This window comes from Anaeromyxobacter sp. (assembly GCA_016718565.1).
Lineage (GTDB): Bacteria > Myxococcota > Myxococcia > Myxococcales > Anaeromyxobacteraceae > JADKCZ01.
In genome coordinates this window covers 86,248-104,903 of record JADKCZ010000010.1, presented here as the reverse complement: position 1 = coordinate 104,903, position 18,656 = coordinate 86,248, and the positions used below count along the sequence as shown (strand labels likewise).

The following is an 18,656-nucleotide window of genomic DNA, read 5'->3' as shown; positions in this document are numbered from 1 at the left end:
GCTCGGCCTCCGTGAGAGCGTGGCCCCTTGTCGGCGCGACCCTCGGGGGAGGCGCGCTGCCCTCGCCTCGAGGAGCCCGTCTCGCCATGCAGATCAACCTGCGGAAGGCGATGTTCGTCCTCCCCAACCTGTTCACGGTCGGCTCGATCTTCCTCGGGTTCTACGCCCTCGTCCTGTGCTCGGGCGAGGCGTCCCCGGTGCAGCTCTACCAGGCCGCCCTGGCCATCTTCTTCGCCATGTTCTTCGACGCCTTCGACGGGCGCGTGGCGCGCATGACCAAGACCCAGAGCGACTTCGGGGTCCAGCTCGACAGCCTGGCCGACGTGATGTCCTTCGGCGCCGCCCCGGCCCTGCTGGTCTACAAGTGGGCGCTGGCCCCGCTGGGCTTCTTCGGGCTCTTCGTCTCCTTCGCCTTCGCCGCCTGCGGCGCGCTGCGCCTGGCGCGCTTCAACGTGCTGGCGGCGCGCGGCGACAAGGGCTCCTCGGCCTTCTTCGTGGGGCTGCCCATCCCGCTGGCCGCCGGCACCATCGTGGCCATCGTCATCGCCCACTACAAGCAGTTCGGCGAGGCCACCAGCGCGGCCGACCGGCTGCCGGTGGCGGCGGTGGTCATCCTGCTCTCCTTCCTGATGGTCTCCACGGTGAAGTACCGGACCTTCAAGGACGCCCGGGTCTCGCCCCGGAGCCTGCTGGTCTTCGGCTTCCTGGCGGTGACCGGCCTGGTGGTGGGCTGGGTCACCCGCGCCTCCTTCGTGCTGGCGGTCTACATGGCCGCCTACATCGCCATGGGCCTGGCCGAGTCGCTCTTCTTCCACGCCCGCCGCATCCCCAACCTGGCCAAGCTGCCGCCGGCGGTGCGCGCCGAGCTCGAGGCCGACGAGGCCCTCGAGCCCTCCGACGAGGAGGACGAGGGCACGGACAAGGACGAGCGGGACGAGTACATCTAGGGCGTGCTCCCCTCCCTCTCCTCGCTCTCCCGGCGCTACGCCGGGCGCGCCGGCAAGCGTGGCCCCGCCCCTGCCGGCCCACCCGACGCCTGGACCCTGCTGGCCGCCTGGGGCCCGTGTGGCTTCAGCCCGGTGGCGCCCGGCACGGTGGGGACCCTGGGCGCCGTGCCGCTGGCCTGGCTGGTGAGCCTGCTGCCGCCGCTGCCCGCCTGGACCTTCCTGCCGGCCTTCTTCGCCCTGGCGGTGCACGCCGCCGGGCGCGCCGGCCACCACTGGGGCGTGGTGGACGCCTCCGGCATCGTCATCGACGAGGTGGTGGGCTACCTGGTCACCATGGCCTTCGTCCCCTTCTCCTGGCCGGCCGCCCTGGCCGGCTTCCTGCTCTTCCGGCTCTTCGACGTCACCAAGCCCTGGCCGGCCTCGGCGTTCGACCGGGTCAAGAGCGGCTTCGGCGTGGTGATGGACGACGTGGCGGCCGGCCTGTGGGCCGGCGGCGCGCTCTGGCTGCTGGCGCGCTGGGCGCCCTGGGTGACGACATGGGGCTGACGGTCGAGCTGCTCTCCACCGGCGACGAGCTGCTGACCGGCCAGGTGGTGGACACCAACTCCACCTGGCTGATGGACCGGCTCTGGGACCTGGGGCTGATGGTGCGCCGCAAGACGCTGGTGGGCGACGACCGCCAGGACCTGGCCGCCGCGGTGCGCGAGTGCTGCGGCCGCGCCGACGCGGTGGTGATGTCCGGCGGCATGGGGCCCACCGAGGACGACCTGACCGCCGAGGTGGTGGCCGGGGTCCTCGGCGTGCCGCTCGAGCAGCACGAGCCCTCGCTGCGCGCCATCGAGGCCCGCTTCGCCTCGCTGGGCCGCGCCATGACGCCCAACAACGCCAAGCAGGCCCGCTTCCCGCGCGGCGCCGAGGTCCACCCCAACCGCTTCGGCACGGCCCCGGGCTTCAGCGTGACGGTGGGGCGCGCCACCCTCACCTGCCTGGCCGGCGTGCCGGCGGAGTTCAAGGGGCTGTGCGAGGAGGTGGTGCTGCCGCGGCTGGCGGCCCGCCTCGAGGGGGCGCCGTCGGCGCGGGTCCTCAAGCTCTTCGGCGTGCCCGAGAGCCACGCCGACCAGGTGATGCGACCGGTGATGGACGACCCCGACAACCGCGGCGTCCGCTTCGGCTACCGGGCCCACTTCCCCGAGGTCCACCTGAAGTGGAGCGCCACCGGCCCCGGCGCCGAGGCGCGCGCCGCCGCCATCGAGGCCGCGGTGCGGGCCCTCTTCGGCGACGCCGTGTGGGGCACCGGCAAGGAGGAGCTGGCGGCGCTGGTGGTGGGGCGCCTGGCGGCCCGCGGCGAGAAGGTGGCCCTGGCCGAGAGCTGCACCGGCGGGATGGTGGCCGAGCTCCTGACCCGCGTGCCGGGCGCCTCGCAGGTGCTGGACCTGGGCGTGGTGGCCTACGCCGACCGGATGAAGACGGCGGTGGTGGGCGTGGACGAGGCGCTGCTCCTGGCCCACGGCGCCGTCTCGGAGCCCGTGGCGCGCGCCCTGGCCGAGGGGGTGCGGCGCGCCGCGGCGGCCACCTGGGGCGTGGGCATCACCGGCATCGCCGGGCCCACCGGCGGCACGCCGGAGAAGCCGGTGGGCACCGTGCACCTGGCGCTGGCCGGCCCGCAGGGCACGCAGGCAGTGGCCCGGCTCTACCGCGGCGACCGCGGGCGGGTGCGCCACCTGGCGGCCTACGAGGCGCTCGACCTCCTGCGCCGGGCGCTCAGCTGAGCGAGGCCGCCGGGCGCTCGGTGCAGCAGGCGGCCACGAAGTCGCGCCAGGGGAGCAGGGCCGCCCCGGTGGTCATGAGCCGCTCGTGCCAGGCGGCCGCCGCCACCCCCAGCGCCGCGGCGTCGCGCGCCGCGTAGCGGGCCGTCAGGCCACCCTCCTCGACCACCCTCGAGACCAGCCGCTCGAGCGCCGCCTCGCGCCCCTCGACGCGCCCGCCGTGGTCGAGCACCCAGCCCAGCAGCGCCCCCAGCCGCTCGCGGACCGCCACCCGGGTGGCCGCGCCGCCGGCCGCCAGCGCCTCGTTGACCGCGTCCGGATCCGCGTCGCGCACCACCAGCCAGGTGAGCGACCGCTCGGGCGCGAACCCGCGCGCCCCCAGCGCAGACCGCGTGCGGGCCTCCTGCTCCACGGTGCAGCGGATGCGGACCACCGGCTCGACGAGTGGGGAGTTCACGCGGGCGGGTGTACTGCCGGGAGGGGGCGGACCGCAACCGGGGCGGCCACGGGCGGCCCCATCACGCCGGGGCTCTCACCCCGGGGCTCTCGCCCATCCCGGCCCCCTCACCCCGGCCCTCTCCCCCACGGTGTGGGGGAGAGGGGGAGCAGACCAACGCGACCCCGCGCAAAACCCAACCCAACCCAACCCAACCCACCCAACCCAACCCAACCCAGCCCCGACCTCGACCCCGGCCCCGGCCCCGGCCCCGGCCCCGGCCCCGGCCCCGGCCCCGGCCCCGGCCCCGGCCCCGGCCTCGACCCCGACCTCGACCGCAACCCCGACCCCGACCTCGACCCCGACCGCGACCTCGACCGCAACCCCGACCCCCACCCCGACCCCGACCGCGACCTCGACCGCAACCCCGACCCCGACCCCGACCCCGACCGCGACCTCGACCGCAACCCCGACCCCGACCCCGACCCCGACCGCGACCCCGACCTCGACCCCGACCCCGACCGCAACCCCGACCCTGGCCCCCCGCCTCGATTTCCCCTCCCCACTCCCCGGCCCCCGCTACCATCTCCCCGTGCCCGCGCTCCCCCCCTCCCCCCTCGACCTCCTCCGCGAGTCGAGCGGCCTCTCGGTGGACGCCGAGGGGGTCTTCCTCCACCGGGGCGAGCCCATCACCCACGCCCGGACCCTGGAGGTGCTCTGGGGGTCCTTGGCCCAGGCGCCGGACGGCCGCTGGCAGGTCCGGGTGGGGCGCGAGACCGCCTTCGTGGCGGTGGACGAGACCCCGTGGCTGGTGCGCGGCGTGCGGCTCGCCGGCCAGCCGCCGGCGGAGGTGGCGCTCCTCCTGGCCGGCGGCGCCGAGGCGGCGCTGGATCCGTCCACCCTGCGGCTCGGCCCCGACGGCGTGCTGCGCTGCCGCCTCCCGGACGGGCGCCCCGCCCGCTTCACCCGCGCCGGCCAGCTGGCGCTCGGTGCCGCGCTCGACGAGGACCCGGCCGGGTCCGGCCGCTTCACCCTGCTCCTGGCCGGGCGGGCCTGGCCGGTGGCCCACGGGTGAGCCCGGACGGCGCGCCCGCGCTATCCTCCACCAGCCCGCGCCGCCGCTCCGCCCAGGCGCCAGAGGCCACCATGCGACGGCTCGCCCTCGCCCTCCTCCTCGCCACCAGCGCCGCCCCGCCGGCCGCGGCAGCCCCCGTGGCCGGCCATCCCGACGCCGCGCAGGAGCTGGCGGCCCTGCTCCAGGCCGGGCCCGGCGCGGGGCCTGGCGCAGGGGACCGCCCCGCCGGGACCGGCGCTGGCCACGGCCAGGCCTCGCCCTTCCAGCAGACCCTGGTCCTGCCGCAGCGGCCCGGCCAGAACCAGGTGGCCTGGTACGACTTCGAGTGGCAGTACGTCGACCTGCCCGCGCCCGACGGCGGCAGGGGCGGCCTGCGCCTCTACCACTACCGCTCGGCCGCGGCGCAGGCGCGGCGGGCCCTGCCGGCCATCCGGAGCGCCTACGCCCGCCTGGTGGCCGAGTTCGCCTACAGCCCGAGCCGGCGCATCCCCTTCATCCTCTACGGCACCCAGCGCGAGTTCCAGACCAGCAACGTCTTCGAGGTCTCGGAGTCGGTGCTGGGCGTCACCTCGCCCCGCGACCTCAAGATGTCGGTGCCCTACTTCGGCGACCACGCCCGCTTCCTGGAGGTGGCCACCCACGAGATGGTGCACCAGTTCACCATCCAGAAGCTGCTCGACGCCGCCGGCGGCGATCCCACCACCTCCGCCATCCAGCGCCTGCCGCTCTGGTTCATCGAGGGCATCGCCGAGTACTACACCCGGGGCGGGCTCGACGACGAGACCGACGGGTACCTGCGCGACCTGGTCTGGAACCCGGACCCGGCGCGGCGCCACCAGGTGGTGGCCTTCGCCGAGGACCGGCTGCGCGGCTACCTCCCCACCTACAAGCTGGGGCAGGCGCGCGTGGCCTTCGTGGCCGAGGCCTACGGCCGCGAGAAGATCCAGGCGCTCATGGAGCACGCCGACCTGCTCCCCGGCCAGGTGCTGGGCGCCGACGGCAAGGGGTTCGACGCGCTGGCGCGGCGGGTGCTCGGCGAGCCCATCGAGCAGGTGGACGCCCGCTGGCGGGCCTGGCTGAAGCGGCGCTACTTCCCGGCCTACGGGGCCGTCCGCCAGGACCTGGCGCAGGTGCGCCAGGTGCGCGGGCTGCCGGCCGAGCCGGAGGCGCTGGTGGCCAGCCCGGACGGCCAGGCGCTGCTGGTGCGCGGCCTGGACCGCGAGAAGGGTCGGGCCCGCCTCTACCTGGCCGACCTGCGCAACGTGGCGGCGGCCGCCACGGTGGTGAGCGACGACACGCCGGGCAGCGAATCGCTCCACCCGCTGGACTACGGGGTGGCGGCCATCGCCGAGGGGGTGCTGGCCTGGTCGGCGCAGGCCGGCGCGGGCGACGTGCTCACCGTGCAGCGCTGGCGGCGGGAGCAGCAGGGCAAGCTCCCCCGCCTGCGGCTGGGCGACCGCCGCCGCCTCGAGGTGCTGGCCCCCGGCGGCGGCGGCTTCGTGCGCATCGCCGACCCCTGCTTCTCGCCCGACGCCTCGGCGCTGGCCTTCGTGGGCACCGCGGCCGACGGGCAGCAGGACGTCTACGTGGTGCCGGTGGGCGGCGGCGCGGCCCGCCGGCTCACCGACGACTTCTTCGCCGAGCGCGACCTGGCCTGGGGCCCGGACGGCCTCTACCTCTCCTCCGACGCCACCGACCACGGCCGGTTCAACCTCTTCCGGCTCGACCCGGTGAGCGGCGACCGCACCCGGCTCACCACCTGGCCGGCCGAGGACCGGCACCCCCGCCCGCTGCCGGGCGGCCGGCTGGTCTTCAGCACCACCGGGCACGGCAAGGTGGACCTGGCGGAGCTGGCCGACGGGGCGGTGCGCCCGCTCACCGACTTCACCACCGCCCTCACCTGGCCGGCCGCGGCGCCGCCCGGGCGCGGGCTGCTGGCCGTCACCTTCCACGGGGGGGTCTTCCGGCTGCTGGAGGTGCCGCGCCTGGCCCTGCTGGCCGGGCCGGCCACGCCGGTGGCCCCGCCCGCCGGGGAGGTGCTGCCCATCCCGGCGGTGGACCTGCCCGCCACCCCGGTGGCCTACCGCCGCCTGGCCCCGGGCAACTGGCGGCTGGAGAACGGCATCGTCTACGGCGCCGGCGCGGCGGGCGGCGTGGCCGGGCGGGCCGCCCTGGTCTTCGCCGACGACCTGCGCGACCAGGGGCTGGTGCTGGACCTGGCGGTGCTGGGCGACTGGGAGGTGACCCAGGGGCGTCTCCTGTACGTCAACCGCGCCCGGCGCGTCGCCTGGATGGTGGGCGCCTCCCACCTGGTCAACGCGCAGGTGGACCGGCAGGTGGCCGACCTCGAGTTCATCCAGCGGGAGCTCGGGCTGGTGGGGCTGCTCTCCTTCCCCTTCGACCGCTTCCGCCGCCTCGAGGCCGAGCTCACCCTGGGCTTCACCGAGCGGTACTGCCCCACCGACTTCGGCTTCCAGGACGTGGTCCCCTGCGCCGGCCTGCTCGGCGACCCGGCCGGCACCGCCGCCTGGCGCGCCGCCAACGGCGGCCTGCAGCCCACCATCGCCCCGGCGCTGCGCCTGGGCCACGACACGGTCCGCCACGACCCGTTCACCGGCCCGCTGTCCGGCCAGGCGGCCCTGCTCGAGCTGGGCGGCGGCTGGCTGCCCGGCAAGCGGGCGGTGCACGGCTCGCTGCGCACCGAGCTGGCCGGCTGGCTCCAGCTCTCCGGCCGGGCCAACCTCATGCTGCGGCTGGCCGGCGCCACCACCTTCGCCCTCGACGAGGCCGGCCGCCGCTGGCAGCGCACCTGGTGGGTCTCCTCGGCCGACAACCTGCGCGGCTACCTGCCCTTCGACACCGACTTCCTGGTGGGGCGCAACTACCTGGTCACCAACCTGGAGCTGCAGCTGCCGCTCGACTGGCTGGTCCGGCTGCCCATCCTGGACCAGCTCGAGGGGGTGGCGGCCCTCGACTTCGGCGGCGTCTTCGACCGGGCCACCTCGCGGCCGGCCGCTTCCCTGCCCGGCGAGCCCTGCCGCTACGCCACCACCCGCGCCCCGCAGGCCTGCCTCGAGCCCGGCGCCTGGGACTCGCGCACCCTGACCGGCGTGCTGGGGGTGAACCTGGTGCTCGGCCCCATCCTGCTGCGCCTCCACTGGGGTCACCCCTTCGACGTCGGCGGCCTGCGCACCCCGGCCCTGCGGTCCGGCGACCGGTGGGTCACCAACTTCACCCTGCGCTACGCCTTCTTCTAGGCGGCGCCGCCGCCCCGCCCCGCGGTCCCACCGCCCCACCGCCCCACCGCCGCAGCCGCTCAGGCCGCGCTCACCTCCGCCTCGCGCCCGGCGCCCTGGGCGGGCGCCCCGGCGGCCGCGGCCTCCAGCAGGCGGCGCGCCAGCCGCTCGAAGGCGGCCGGGTTGGCCCGCAGCCACTCGGCGGTCCGCTCCCGCCCCTGGCCGATGCGCTCCCCGTCGAGCGAGTAGTACGCCCCGGCCTTCTCGAGGAGCCCGCGCTCCACCGCCAGGTCGATGGCCTCGGCGAAGCGGTCCACCCCCACGCCGTAGCGGATGTCGAACTCGGCCTCGCGGAAGGGCGGCGCCACCTTGTTCTTCACCACCTTGACCCGGGTGCGGTTGCCCACCGCCACCTCCCCCTCCTTGACCGCCCCGATGCGCCGGATGTCGAGCCGCACCGAGGCGTAGAACTTGAGGGCGTGGCCGCCGGTGGTGGTCTCCGGGTTGCCGAAGACCACCCCGATCTTCATCCGGATCTGGTTGATGAAGATCACCAGCGACTGGTTGCGCGACACCACCGCGGTCAGCTTGCGCAGGGCCTGGCTCATGAGGCGGGCCTGCACGCCCATGTGGGCGTCGCCCATCTCGCCCTCGATCTCGGCCTTGGGCACCAGCGCCGCCACCGAGTCGACCACCACCAGGTCCACCGCCCCGGAGCGGACCAGCTGCTCGGTGATCTCCAGGGCCTGCTCGCCGGTGTCGGGCTGCGACACCAGCAGGTCGGCCAGGCTCACCCCCAGCTTGCGGGCGTAGCCCACGTCGAGGGCGTGCTCGGCGTCGACGAAGGCCGCCACCCCGCCCTGCTTCTGCACCTCGGCGATGGCGTGCAGGGCCAGGGTGGTCTTGCCGGAGGACTCCGGGCCGAAGATCTCCACCACCCGGCCGCGCGGCAGCCCGCCCACCCCCAGCGCCAGGTCGAGCCCCAGCGAGCCGGTGGGCACCACCGCCACCGGCTCGGGCTGCTGGTCCTCCGAGAGGCGCATGATCGACCCCTTGCCGAACTGCTTCTCGATGCTGCCCAGCGCCTGCGCCAGGGCCTTCATCCGCTCCGCCAGCTTGCTCATGCCGCTCGCTCCTTCTCCCGCACGCGGCGGGGGTGATGGCCGCCCGGGGCGGCCGTGGTCGCTCGTCTCCGCCGGCGCCGCCCGCCTCTCCCGGCCGGGCGGCGCGGGCCCGCCCCTCAGCTCAGGGGCCGGTCCAGGGCCCGGTACTGGATGGCCTCGGCCACGTGCTCGCGGCGCACCTGCTCGGCGCCGGCCAGGTCGGCGATGGTGCGGGCCACCCGCAGCACCTTGTCGTGGGCCCGCGCCGACAGCCCCAGCCGCTCCATGGCCTGCACCAGCACGGCCCGCCCGTCGGGCTCGAGGGCGCAGCAGGCGCGCAGGGCGGCCCCGCGCAGCCGGGCGTTGACCCGGGCCGCCGGGGCCCGCTCGGCGGAGCGGCTCCGCACCAGCGCCACCCGGGCCCGCACCTCCGCGCTGGCCACGCCCTCCCCGGCGCCCCCCAGCGCGGCCGGGGGCACCGCCGGCACGTCCACCTGCAGGTCGATGCGGTCGAGCAGCGGGCCGCTGATGCGCCGCCGGTAGCGCACCAGCTCCGGGGTGGTGCAGCGGCAGCGGCGCTGGGTGTCGCCGAAGTGGCCGCAGGGGCACGGGTTCATGGCCGCCACCAGGGTGAACTGGGCCGGGTAGGTGACGGTGCGGCCGGCCCGCGCCAGCGTCACCTCGCCGTCCTCGGCCGGCTGGCGCAGCGCCTCCAGCACGTGGCGGCGGAACTCGGGCAGCTCGTCGAGGAAGAGCACGCCGTGGTGGGCCAGCGAGACCTCGCCCGGCCTGGGCTGGGAGGTGCCACCCACCAGGCCGGCGTCGGAGATGCTGTGGTGCGGCGCCCGGAAGGGGCGGTCCACCAGCAGGCCGCGGTGGCGCGTCAACCCGGCCACGCTGTGGACCACGGTGGCCTCCAGGGCCTCCTGGAAGTCGAGCGGCGGCAGGAGGCCGGGCAGGCGGCGCGCCAGCATGGTCTTGCCGCTGCCGGGCGGACCGAAGAGCAGCAGGTTGTGGCCGCCGGCGGCCGCCACCTCCAGCGCCCGCTTGGCGTGGGCCTGCCCGGCCACGTCGCACAGATCCGGCGGGGGCGGCGCCGGGTCGGGCACCAGCGCCAGCGGCAGGCGCGGCAGCGCGGCCGTGCCGTTGCCCCAGGCCACCAGCTGGGCCAGGTGGCGCACCCCGTGGACCTGCAGGCCGGCGACCACCGCCGCCTCCAGCGCGTTGGCCTCCGGCACCACCAGCCCGTGCGCCCCGCTGCGGCGCGCCTCCATGGCCACCGGCAGCACGCCGCGCACCGGCCGCACCTCGCCGGTCAGCGACAGCTCGCCCAGGAAGCGCAGCCCCTCCAGCCGGGCCGGCGCCAGCTCCTGGCTGGCCGCCAGCAGCGCCACGGCGATGGGCAGGTCGAGCCCGGGGCCGTCCTTGCGCAGGTCGGCCGGCGCCAGGTTGACCACCACGCGCTTGGAGGGGAGCGCCACGCCGCAGTTGCGCACCGCCGCCTGCACCCGCACCTTGGCCTCGGCCACCGCGCCGTTGGCCAGCCCCACCAGGTGGAAGTAGGGCATCCCGTTGGCGGACTCCACCTCGACCACCACGGGGACGGCCTCGACGCCGAGGACCGCAGCGGAGTGGACGCGTGCCAGCATGGACGGCCAGGTTGCAGCGGCCGGGCCAGGACCGCTGGCCGGCGCGCCGCCCTGATCGCGCCGTGATCACGGGCCCTCCGCGCGGCCCACCGACCACCCGCGGCGCGCCCGCGGCCGGGGCGCGGACCCTGGGACCGGGCCGCGGACGGCGGCGAGCCTGGTCGACCGGACGGGCAGGCGGCCTGCCGGCCGGACGGGCAGACCGGGAGATGGATGGCCGGACGGGCGGCTGGGCGGGTGTGCCAGGCGGCGGCGCTGCAGGGGTGGCCCGCCGCCCCGGGCTCAGCGTCCGCCGGGCAGGCCCGCCGCCACGTCGCCGCCTGCCGCGCCGCCGAGCGCCGCCGCGCGCGCCAGCACCGCGTCGAACATGGCCGCCGTGAGCCGGCCGGTGCGGGTGTTCTGCTGCGACACGTGGTAGCTCGCCAGCAGCGCCGGCGCCCCGGGGAGCTGGAGCTCCGCGCCGTGGGCGAAGCGCGGCCGGGGCCGCGGCAGGGCGTGGCCGGCGCCCTCCAGCCAGCCCTGGGCCGCCGCCCAGGCCACCGCCCCCAGCGCCAGCACCACCCGCGGCCGCACCGCCGAGAGCTCGCGCGCCAGGAAGGGGGCGCAGCGCGCCAGCTCACCCGGCGCCGGCCGGTTGTCCGGGGGCACGCAGCGGACCGCGTTGGAGAGCCAGGCGCCGGAGAGGGCGAAGCCGTCGTCTCGCGCCCTGGAGGCGGGGCGGGAGGCCAGGCCGGCGCGGTGCAGGGCGGCGAAGAGGAAGTCGCCGGAGGCGTCGCCGGTGAAGACCCGGCCGGTCCGGTTGGCGCCGTGGGCGCCGGGCGCCAGCCCCAGCACCAGCAGCGGCGCGGCGGGATCGCCGAAGCCGGGCACCGGCCGGCCCCAGTAGGGCTCGGCGGCGTAGGCGCGCCGCTTCAGGCGGGCCACCTCCTCGCGCCAGGCCACCAGCCTCGGGCAGGCGCGGCAGCTGGTGATGGCCGCCGCCAGGCGCGGGAGCGGGGCCGCCCCGCGGCTCAGAACATCGACTCCGGCACGTAGACGATGTCGCCGGGCTCCAGCGTCACGTTGGGCGCCTTGCCCAGGGCGATGTCCTGCACGTTCACCTTGGACTTCACCTCCTGGCCGTTGACCAGCCTGGTCACGGAGGTGGAGTTCTGCGCGGCGTTGCGGGTGAAGCCGCCGGCCAGGGTGAGGGCCTGGATGATCGACATCCCGTCCTCGAAGGCGAAGGTGCCGGGCTTCTGCACCTCGCCGAAGACGAAGACCTTCTTGGAGTTGTACTCCTTGACCAGCACCGAGACCTGGGGGTTCCGCATGAACCCCTCGGAGAGGCAGGCGCGCAGCTTCTCGGCCGCGCCGTTGGCCGTCAGGCCGCCCACCACCACCCGCTTGCAGAGCGGGAAGATGATGTCGCCCTGCGGGCCCACCTGGTAGACGCCGGAGAGCTCGGGCTCCTGGAAGACCCGCACCTCGAAGAGGTCGCCGGCGCCCAGCGAGGTGGCCGCCAGGTCCACCGCCGCGGCGTTGGACGGCGGCGGCGGCGGCGTGGGCCGGGAGCGCGGCGCGCAGCCCGCCACGACGAGCAGGGCGGCCAGCAGGGCGGTGCGGCGGAGGGAGGACATGAGGTGGGGCGGGTGCGGCCGCGCGGCGGGGCGCGGGGCGGGGCCGGACCCCGGTCCACCCGACCCGCGGCGGCGCCGGGCTAGTAGGTGCAGGTGGCCTTCAGCCAGGCCTCGTGCTTGCTGTAGTCGGAGGCGGCCGCGCCGCTCGAGGCGCGGTCGGTGAAGGCGTACGCCAGCTCCAGCTTCAGCCAGCGCGTCACGTCGATGCCCAGGGAGGGCGAGGCCCGCAGGATGTCGGTGCTGCCGCCGCCCTGGAAGGCCAGGTTGTCGTAGGAGGCGCTGAAGGCCAGGGTGTAGCGGCCGGCCATCAGCTGGCGGGCGGCCAGCGAGACCCGGTTCGAGGTGTACTGGAAGCCCGGGTCGACGCCCAGGTCGTGCCCGTAGCCCAGCTTCACCGAGGCGGTCTCGCTGGGGATCCACTCGCCCTCGACGGTGGCCAGGAAGGTGCCCAGGGTGGGGGTCACGCCGGTGGTGCTGCCGTAGCCGGCCTTGACGGTGGCGCCGAGGTGCGGCGTGACCAGCCCGGTGACCCCGGCCGTGACGCGGTAGCCGCCCGGATCGAGGGTCACCACCGCGGTGTCGTTGGGCATGCGCTTGAAGTAGCCGAAGTCGAAGAGCGCCGAGGTGCGCGGCAGGAACTTCCAGGCCGCGCCGGCGCCGGCCCGCAGCTCGTTGTAGCCGAGCTTGGAGACGTCGGAGGCGGGCACCGGCGTGCAGGTGGCCGGGTCGTCGTTCGGGTCGGCGCAGACGAAGCCGGACAGCGGGGCCTCGTAGGTCTCCATGGCCCAGCCGCCGTTGACGTTCAGCGTGAGCGCGCCGCCGCCCGGCTTCCAGGGCGCCTTCAGCGCCAGGAGGTTGTAGTTGGAGATGGTGCCGGTGGCGAAGGAGAGCGCCTGGGGCCGGTTGCTGCGCCGGAAGGTGTCCTCCAGCTCGAGCCCGAGGGTGCCGTTCCGGTTGATGCCGATGCCGAGCTGGGCGTCGGCGAAGAGGTTGGAGAGGTCCTTGGACCCGGGGTCGTCCATGCCGAGGTACTGCGCCCAGTCGAGCGCGCCCTTGAAGTCCACCGCCGTGGTCTCGCCCGGGATGGAGAGCTGCAGGCCAGGCCGGACGTGCAGGATCACGTCGGCGACCGTGGCGCCCGCCTCGGTGGCGTAGGCGTTGGAGTCGTAGCGCACCTCAAGCTCCAGGAACGGGTGCAGCCGCCCCTCGCTCCCGCCGAAGCGGATGCCGTTGCCGGCCCCGGCCAGGGCCGGGGCGGAGGACCCCAGCATCAGCACAGCGACCGCAAGCTTCGTGACCTGGCTCGGCATGTCTCTCTCGACCTCTTCTTCGCTTAAGGAACGTCTCGTCCGCTCGCGCGGGCCTGGGGAAGCCCGCGTGTCTCACCGGCCTGCCGCCTCGACGAGGCGACCCCTCTCCGGAACCCTTACTGGAACTGGCTGGCCGGCCGCGGCCGGACCACCGGCGGCGCAGGCGGCGGCGGCGGCTGGACACCGCCGGTGCCGGCGCGCGCGCCCTCGAGGTCGGGCAGCCCGGTGGGCTGCTGCACCTCGACGGTGGTCTTCTCGTCGACGATGTAGGCGAGCTGGCCGATGCACTGCTCGGCGTCGCCGCGGAGCCCGTCCACCTTGGAGCGGGCGATGCCGATCTTGGCGAACTCGGACTCGGCCGCCGGGTCCTTGCTGGTCAGCGCCTCGTGCAGGGCGATGTCCGACTGCTCGGCCACCTTGAGGAGCCCCTTGATCTGGGTGAGCTTCTCGTTGACGCAGTTGAGCTTCACCACGTCCTTCTCGTTGCGGGCCTCCTCCACTCGGGTCAGCACCTGCTTGAGCGCCGACTTCATCCGGTTGAGCGACTCGGCCGACTTCTCGAGCTTGTCGGCGTCCGACAGGCCGGAGGCCCGGGGCGCCGGGACGGCCGGCTGGTTCTGCGCGAACGCCGGAGACACGAACAGACCGCAGAGCGCGGCTGCGAAGAGGACTCGGTTCAAGGGTACACCCCACCGGGCTGGATGCCCGCGAAAAACCTGGTCAGCGTAGAGGAAACACCTCGACCGGTCAACCCTGTGCACACCGTTCTGGGGCGTGTTCACGGGATGTTGCGGATCTCGACCTCCTCGCTCCCGGAGTCCGGGCCGTCCATGTCCCCGTCGCTGGGGACAACCAGGCAGCGCCACCGGTCGCCTGCCCTGACCATGCGCCCGGCCACCTCGTCGGTCGTCTCGGAGAAGGGCTGCGCGGTCCCGTTCCGCTGCCACCGGTGGCGATAACGCACCGCGTCGCTGTCCGGGTCCTCCGCCTTGCCGACCACCTCGCAGCGCAGGGGCTGGCCCGCCTGCGGGGTGGCTGGGGTGACCCGCACCCGGGCCGGGCCCGGGGGTGAGTTGGCGATGGTCCGCTCCACGCTGGCCGCCGGGCCCGGCAGCGTCCCGTCGCTCGGGGTGGCGGCGCAGCGGAACCGGTCGCCCCGGCTGGTGGCGGACGCCGGCAGGCGGCTCGAGTCGGCGCCGGGCAGGAGCGGCCGCTCGTTGCGCCACCAGCTGATGGTGTAGCCGACCTCGTCGCCGTCCGGGTCCACCGCCGGCACCGCCACCCGGCAGGCCAGGTCGTCGGCGGTGCGGGCCGGGTCGGGCTCGATGGCCAGGAGCGGCGAGCCCGGCGGGCTGTTCTGCACCTTCACCTCCGCCACCGCCCGCGCGCTCTCCGCCAGGCCGTCGCTGCTCCAGGCCTCACAGCGCCAGCGCTGGCCGCGCCGCACCACCTGGGCCGGCAGCACCGGCGAGCCCTCGGCCAGCGGCTGGGGCTGGTCGTCCACCAGCCAGCGGTACCGCACCGTGACGGCCTCGTGGTCGGCGTCGCGCTCCGGCACGGTGGTCTCGCAGGTGAGCAGCTGGCCCACGGTGGGCACCAGCGGCTTCACCACCGCGGCCGGCACCGGCGGCGGGGTGTTGGCCACCTCGGCGGTGAGGACCACCGGCGCCCCCTCGGCCTCGCCGTCGGTGGGCACCACCTCCACCCGCCACGCCTCGCGGTGGCGCAGCGTGCGCGGCGGCGCCGAGGGCCCGTCCAGCTGGAAGGGCAGCCCGTCGCGCGACCAGCGGTAGCGGTAGGCCACCTGGTCGCCGTCGTGATCGGTGGCCGCCCTGGTGAGGCGCACCGAGAGGCCGGTGAGCGCGGTGGGCGCGGCCGGCTCGAAGACCGCCACCGGCGCGGTGGGGGGCGTGTTGCGGGCCCGGCAGGTGGCCGTGGCGGTCGGACCGGCCAGCTCCCCGTCCCAGGGCGTCACCTGGACCTCGGCCACGTCGTGCTTGCCGAGGGCGCGCGGGAAGCGCGCCGAGGTGGCGCCGGCCACCGGCTTGCCGTTCAGCGTCCAGGCGTGGCGGTAGCTCAGGCCGTCGCCGTCGGCGTCGCTGGCCGCCGCCACCACCCGCACCTCGGGCACCAGCCCCGACTGGACCGGGCCGTCGCACAGGGCGATCGACACCGGGCCGGGGGCGGTGTCGGCGACGACCAGCTCGACGCGGCCCGGCGGGCTCTCCGCCTCGCCGTCGAAGGCCACCACCTCGACCGCCCAGCGCTCGCCGCGGCGCGGCGTGCCGCGCGCCACCAGCGCCTGCCCGGGCGGCGCCTCGACCCGCTGCCCGTCGCGGGTCCAGGTGTAGCGGTGGTCCAGGTGGTCGCCGTCGGCGTCCGGCGCCTGGGCCAGCTCCACCGTCAGGCCGTCCACCCGCCGGGCGTGCCCGGGCCTGAAGGACGGGCGCGGCGCCGCCGGCGGGCTGTTGGCCACCGTCACCGCGGCGCTGCCGGCCGGGCCGTGGACCTCGCCGTCGAAGGCCTGCACCTCCACCTCCCAGCGATCGCCCTTGGTCAGCAGGGCGGCGGGCGCCTGGTTGGCCTCGGTCCACTCCGGGTCCTGGGCGGCGTCCTTGCCGAGGAGCTGGACCAGGGCGCCGTTGCGCCGCCAGCGGTAGCGGTAGCGCACCGCGTCGCCGTCGGGGTCGGCGGCCGGGGTCTTCACCAGCACCGTCAGCGGCGCGGTCACCACCGGCCGGGCCTGCTCGAAGGCCACCACCGGCGCGCCGGGCGGCGCGTTCTCCACCACCACCTCGTCGGTGGCGGGCACCCCGGCCTCCTGCCCGTCGCCGGGCGTGACGATGAGGCGGACCCGCTCGTGCTTGCGGAAGCCGGCCGGCGCCAGGACCTCCGCCGAGGTCCCGGTGGTCTTGCCCTCGCGGGTCCACCCCAGGCTGAGCTTGACGGCGTCGCCGTCGGCGTCGCGCGCCGGCTGCACCACCACCAGCCGGAGGGGCTCGCCGCCGCGCGGGTGGCGCGGCTCGATGGCCACCCGCGGCGGCTCGGGCGGCGTGTTCACCACCGTGACCAGCGCGCTGCCGGCCGGGCCGGTCTGCTCGCCGTCGGAGGCGCGGACCGAGACCTCGAACCGGTCGCCGCGGGCCACCTCGGCGCCGGCCACCTCGCGGCCGTCGCCCGGCACCACCAGCGGCGCGCCGTTCTTGGTCCAGGTGAAGGCGTGGGTCAGGGCGTCGCCGTCGGCGTCCTCGGCGGGCGCCACCAGCGTGGCCCGCAGCGGCTCGCCCCGGCGCGGCCGGGCCGGGCGGATCTCGACGCGCGGCGCCGCCGGCGCGGTGTCCAGCACCAGGACCTCGGCCAGCGCGGCCGGCCCCTCGGCGGCGCCGTCGAAGGCCCGCACCTCCACCTGCAGGCGCCGGTGCTTGCGCACCAGGCCGGCCGGCGCCTCGGTGGCCGAGGCCGGCAGCGCCAGCGGCTTGCCGTCCACCAGCCAGCGCTGCCGGTAGGCCAGCTGGTCGCCGTCGGGGTCCACCGCCGGCCGCACCAGCTGCACCGTGACGGCGTCGGTGACGCGCGGCTGGGCCGGCTCGAGGGCCACCTCCGGCGCGCCCGGCGCGGTGTTGGCGACCCGGCCGTCGGCGCTGGCGGCGGGCGCCGCCAGGGTGCCGTCGCTGGCCACCACCCGGGCGGTCAGGAGCAGGCCGCTGCGCAGCCGGTCGCCGGGGAAGGTCTCGCCGGTCACCCCGGTCTCCAGCCCGTCGAGCAGCCAGTCGTAGGCGTAGCGCAGGGCGTCGCCGTCGAGGTCGGTGGAGGCCTTCACCAGCACCGCCCGCACCGGCGTGCCGCGGACCGGCACGGCCGGCTCCATCCGGAGCTCGGGCGTGGTGGGCGCGGTGTCCTGCACCACCACCTCCGGGCTGGCGGCGGTCAGCCCCTCGCCGGCGCCGGGCGGCGACGACGCCTCGAAGCGCCAGCGCTCGCCGCGCCGCAGGGTGCCGGCCGGGACCTCGCGCTTGCCGTCCAGCGCCGCCACCACCTGGCCGTCGCGCAGCCAGCTCAGCCTGGGGGCGGGCGCGCCGGCGCCGGGGGCGGCGTCGAGCCAGACGCCGCGCCAGCTGGCGACCAGGGCGTCGGAGCGGCGCGGCGCCGGCGGCGCGACCGACAGGTCCTTGTAGGTGGGCGGGTTGGGGCCGAAGCGGCCGGCCCGCGCGGCGTCGCGGCCCGGGCCCGGCCAGGGCGCCGCGGCCGGCCCGGCCACCGGGGAGGCCACCCGCGCCGCGCGCAGCGCGTGCAGCTGCCCGGAGGGCGTGCCCACGAAGACGGAGAGCGAGCCGTCGCCGGCCAGGTCGAGCAGCAGCGGCGAGGCGGTCACCTCGGGCTCGCCCAGCGAGCCGGGGAAGCCGGGCAGCGCCCGGCCGGCGGCGTTCACCGCCGCCACGCTGCCGTCGGAGCAGGCCACCACCACGTCGAGGCGCCCGTCGCGATCGAGGTCGCCCACCGCCGGGCCGCCGAAGGTGCGCCCCCCGGCCTTGACCGGGAAGCCCGCCAGCGGCTTGCCGAGCCGATCCACCGCGTGGAGCTGCCCATCGGCCGAGGCGAAGACCACGTCCAGGTGGTGGTCGCCGTCGAGGTCGGCCAGGGCCGGCCCCTCGTAGAGCCGGTAGCCGGCCGCCACCGGGAAGCCGGGCAGCGGCGCGCCGGCGGCGCTCACGGCGTGGAGCTTGAAGTCCTGGCTGGCCACCACCAGGTCCAGCGCGCCGTCGTCGTCCAGGTCCGCGAAGGCCGGCGCGCCGGTCACCGCGAAGGCGGTGGAGAGGGGGAACCCGGGGCGGGGCCGGCCCGCCCCGTTCACCACGTGGACCTTGCCGTCCTCGCAGCCGACCGCCAGCGACAGGCCGCCGGCGAAGACGGCGCTGGCCGGGCTGGCCGTCACGGCGGCCCGGCCCAGCTGCACCGGGAAGCCGTGGGCCTCGGCGCCGCTGCGCTCCAGCGCGTGCAGCCGGCCGCGGTCGTCGCCCACCACCAGCTCCGGCTTGCCGTCGCCGTCGACGTCGGCGAAGGCCGCGCCGGCCTTGGCCCGGGCGCCCAGCGCCACCGGCCAGCCGGCGGTCCGGCCCCCCGCGCTCCAGAGCACCACCTTGCCCGAGGCGGTCACCACGGCCACCTCCGGCCGGCGATCCCCGTCCATGTCGGCCGCCGCCGGGGCCCCCACCGCCACCTCGCCGCCGCCCAGGGAGAGCGGCAGGCCGGCCGGCGGCGTGCCGTCGAAGCGGAAGGCGGTCAGCTGCTCCCCGGCCACCACCACCACCACCGGCGCGCCGTCCAGCAGGACGCCCACGGCCGGGTGGGTGATGGCGCCGCCGGCGTCGGCCGGGAAGTTGGAGAGCGCGCCCGCGCCGAGGGCGAGGGCCAGGAGGAGCTCGGTCATGGTGGGGACCCTAGCGCCTCGTGGCCGGCGCGGTGCGGCGTCGGCTCGGGGGGCGCGGCTGGGCCGGCGCGCTGGCGCCTGGCCGTG

The 18,656-nt window shown here is 76.6% G+C and carries 13 protein-coding genes; 5 read left to right on the top strand and 8 right to left on the bottom strand.

Annotation, left to right across the window (positions count from 1 at the left end; translation table 11 throughout):
* The first annotated feature begins 86 nt into the window (after positions 1-86).
* The 3 genes from pssA to IPO09_17145 are packed head-to-tail and all read left to right on the top strand — an operon-like array spanning position 87 to position 2,716.
* Positions 87-947 carry a CDP-diacylglycerol--serine O-phosphatidyltransferase gene (gene pssA, locus IPO09_17155; GenBank protein MBK9519037.1) on the top strand — a complete coding sequence of 287 codons (861 nt, stop codon included), beginning with the start codon at positions 87-89 and terminating at the stop codon, positions 945-947.
* A gap of 3 nt (positions 948-950) precedes the next feature.
* The gene (locus IPO09_17150; GenBank protein ID MBK9519036.1) at positions 951-1,493 is read left to right on the top strand and encodes a phosphatidylglycerophosphatase A; all 543 of its coding nucleotides are present in this window, start codon (positions 951-953) and stop codon (positions 1,491-1,493) included.
* A complete protein-coding gene (locus IPO09_17145) occupies positions 1,490-2,716 on the top strand; it encodes a competence/damage-inducible protein A (protein ID MBK9519035.1) in 1,227 nt (408 codons plus the stop codon). The genes IPO09_17150 and IPO09_17145 overlap by 4 nt, the downstream gene beginning before the upstream one ends.
* Here IPO09_17145 and IPO09_17140 read toward each other — a convergent pair.
* Positions 2,709-3,170, bottom strand: a complete 462-nt coding sequence (locus IPO09_17140; protein MBK9519034.1) for a hypothetical protein — start codon at positions 3,168-3,170, stop codon at positions 2,709-2,711. The two genes, IPO09_17145 and IPO09_17140, sit on opposite strands and share 8 nt — an antisense overlap.
* Before the next feature lie 571 nt (positions 3,171-3,741).
* Here IPO09_17140 and IPO09_17135 point away from each other — a divergent pair.
* Complete coding sequence (locus IPO09_17135; protein ID MBK9519033.1) at positions 3,742-4,224, top strand: hypothetical protein; 483 nt, start codon at positions 3,742-3,744, stop codon at positions 4,222-4,224.
* Positions 4,225-4,295: 71 nt separating this feature from the next.
* Complete coding sequence (locus tag IPO09_17130) at positions 4,296-7,481, top strand: hypothetical protein (protein ID MBK9519032.1); 3,186 nt, start codon at positions 4,296-4,298, stop codon at positions 7,479-7,481.
* Between the two features lie 59 nt (positions 7,482-7,540).
* On the opposite strand, the gene recA is transcribed toward IPO09_17130, so the two are convergent.
* From recA to IPO09_17095, 7 genes are all read right to left on the bottom strand, one after another.
* Positions 7,541-8,584 carry a recombinase RecA gene (gene recA / locus IPO09_17125; GenBank protein ID MBK9519031.1) on the bottom strand — a complete coding sequence of 348 codons (1,044 nt, stop codon included), beginning with the start codon at positions 8,582-8,584 and terminating at the stop codon, positions 7,541-7,543.
* Positions 8,585-8,700: 116 nt separating this feature from the next.
* Complete coding sequence (locus IPO09_17120; protein MBK9519030.1) at positions 8,701-10,212, bottom strand: YifB family Mg chelatase-like AAA ATPase; 1,512 nt, start codon at positions 10,210-10,212, stop codon at positions 8,701-8,703.
* A gap of 282 nt (positions 10,213-10,494) precedes the next feature.
* Entirely contained in the window at positions 10,495-11,226 is a 732-nt protein-coding gene (locus IPO09_17115; protein MBK9519029.1) for a uracil-DNA glycosylase, read from the bottom strand.
* Positions 11,223-11,831 carry a polysaccharide biosynthesis/export family protein gene (locus tag IPO09_17110; protein MBK9519028.1) on the bottom strand — a complete coding sequence of 203 codons (609 nt, stop codon included), beginning with the start codon at positions 11,829-11,831 and terminating at the stop codon, positions 11,223-11,225. The genes IPO09_17115 and IPO09_17110 overlap by 4 nt, the downstream gene beginning before the upstream one ends.
* Positions 11,832-11,911: 80 nt before the next feature.
* Positions 11,912-13,102, bottom strand: a complete 1,191-nt coding sequence (locus IPO09_17105) for an outer membrane beta-barrel protein (protein ID MBK9519027.1) — start codon at positions 13,100-13,102, stop codon at positions 11,912-11,914.
* Between the two features lie 155 nt (positions 13,103-13,257).
* Entirely contained in the window at positions 13,258-13,779 is a 522-nt protein-coding gene (locus IPO09_17100) for a hypothetical protein (protein MBK9519026.1), read from the bottom strand.
* 140 nt (positions 13,780-13,919) lie between these two features.
* The gene (locus tag IPO09_17095; GenBank protein ID MBK9519025.1) at positions 13,920-18,569 is read right to left on the bottom strand and encodes a VCBS repeat-containing protein; all 4,650 of its coding nucleotides are present in this window, start codon (positions 18,567-18,569) and stop codon (positions 13,920-13,922) included.
* Positions 18,570-18,656: the final 87 nt, after the last annotated feature.

Excerpts from the sequence above, each read along its gene's own strand:
- pssA (MBK9519037.1), top strand. The coding sequence starts at position 87 with ATGCAGATCAACCTGCGGAAGGCGATGTTCGTCCTCCCCAACCTGTTC.
- IPO09_17130 (MBK9519032.1), top strand. The coding sequence starts at position 4,296 with ATGCGACGGCTCGCCCTCGCCCTCCTCCTCGCCACCAGCGCCGCCCCG.
- recA (MBK9519031.1), bottom strand. The coding sequence starts at position 8,584 with ATGAGCAAGCTGGCGGAGCGGATGAAGGCCCTGGCGCAGGCGCTGGGC.
- IPO09_17120 (MBK9519030.1), bottom strand. The coding sequence starts at position 10,212 with ATGCTGGCACGCGTCCACTCCGCTGCGGTCCTCGGCGTCGAGGCCGTC.
- IPO09_17110 (MBK9519028.1), bottom strand. The coding sequence starts at position 11,831 with ATGTCCTCCCTCCGCCGCACCGCCCTGCTGGCCGCCCTGCTCGTCGTG.
- IPO09_17105 (MBK9519027.1), bottom strand. The coding sequence starts at position 13,102 with ATGCTGGGGTCCTCCGCCCCGGCCCTGGCCGGGGCCGGCAACGGCATC.
- IPO09_17095 (MBK9519025.1), bottom strand. The coding sequence starts at position 18,569 with ATGACCGAGCTCCTCCTGGCCCTCGCCCTCGGCGCGGGCGCGCTCTCC.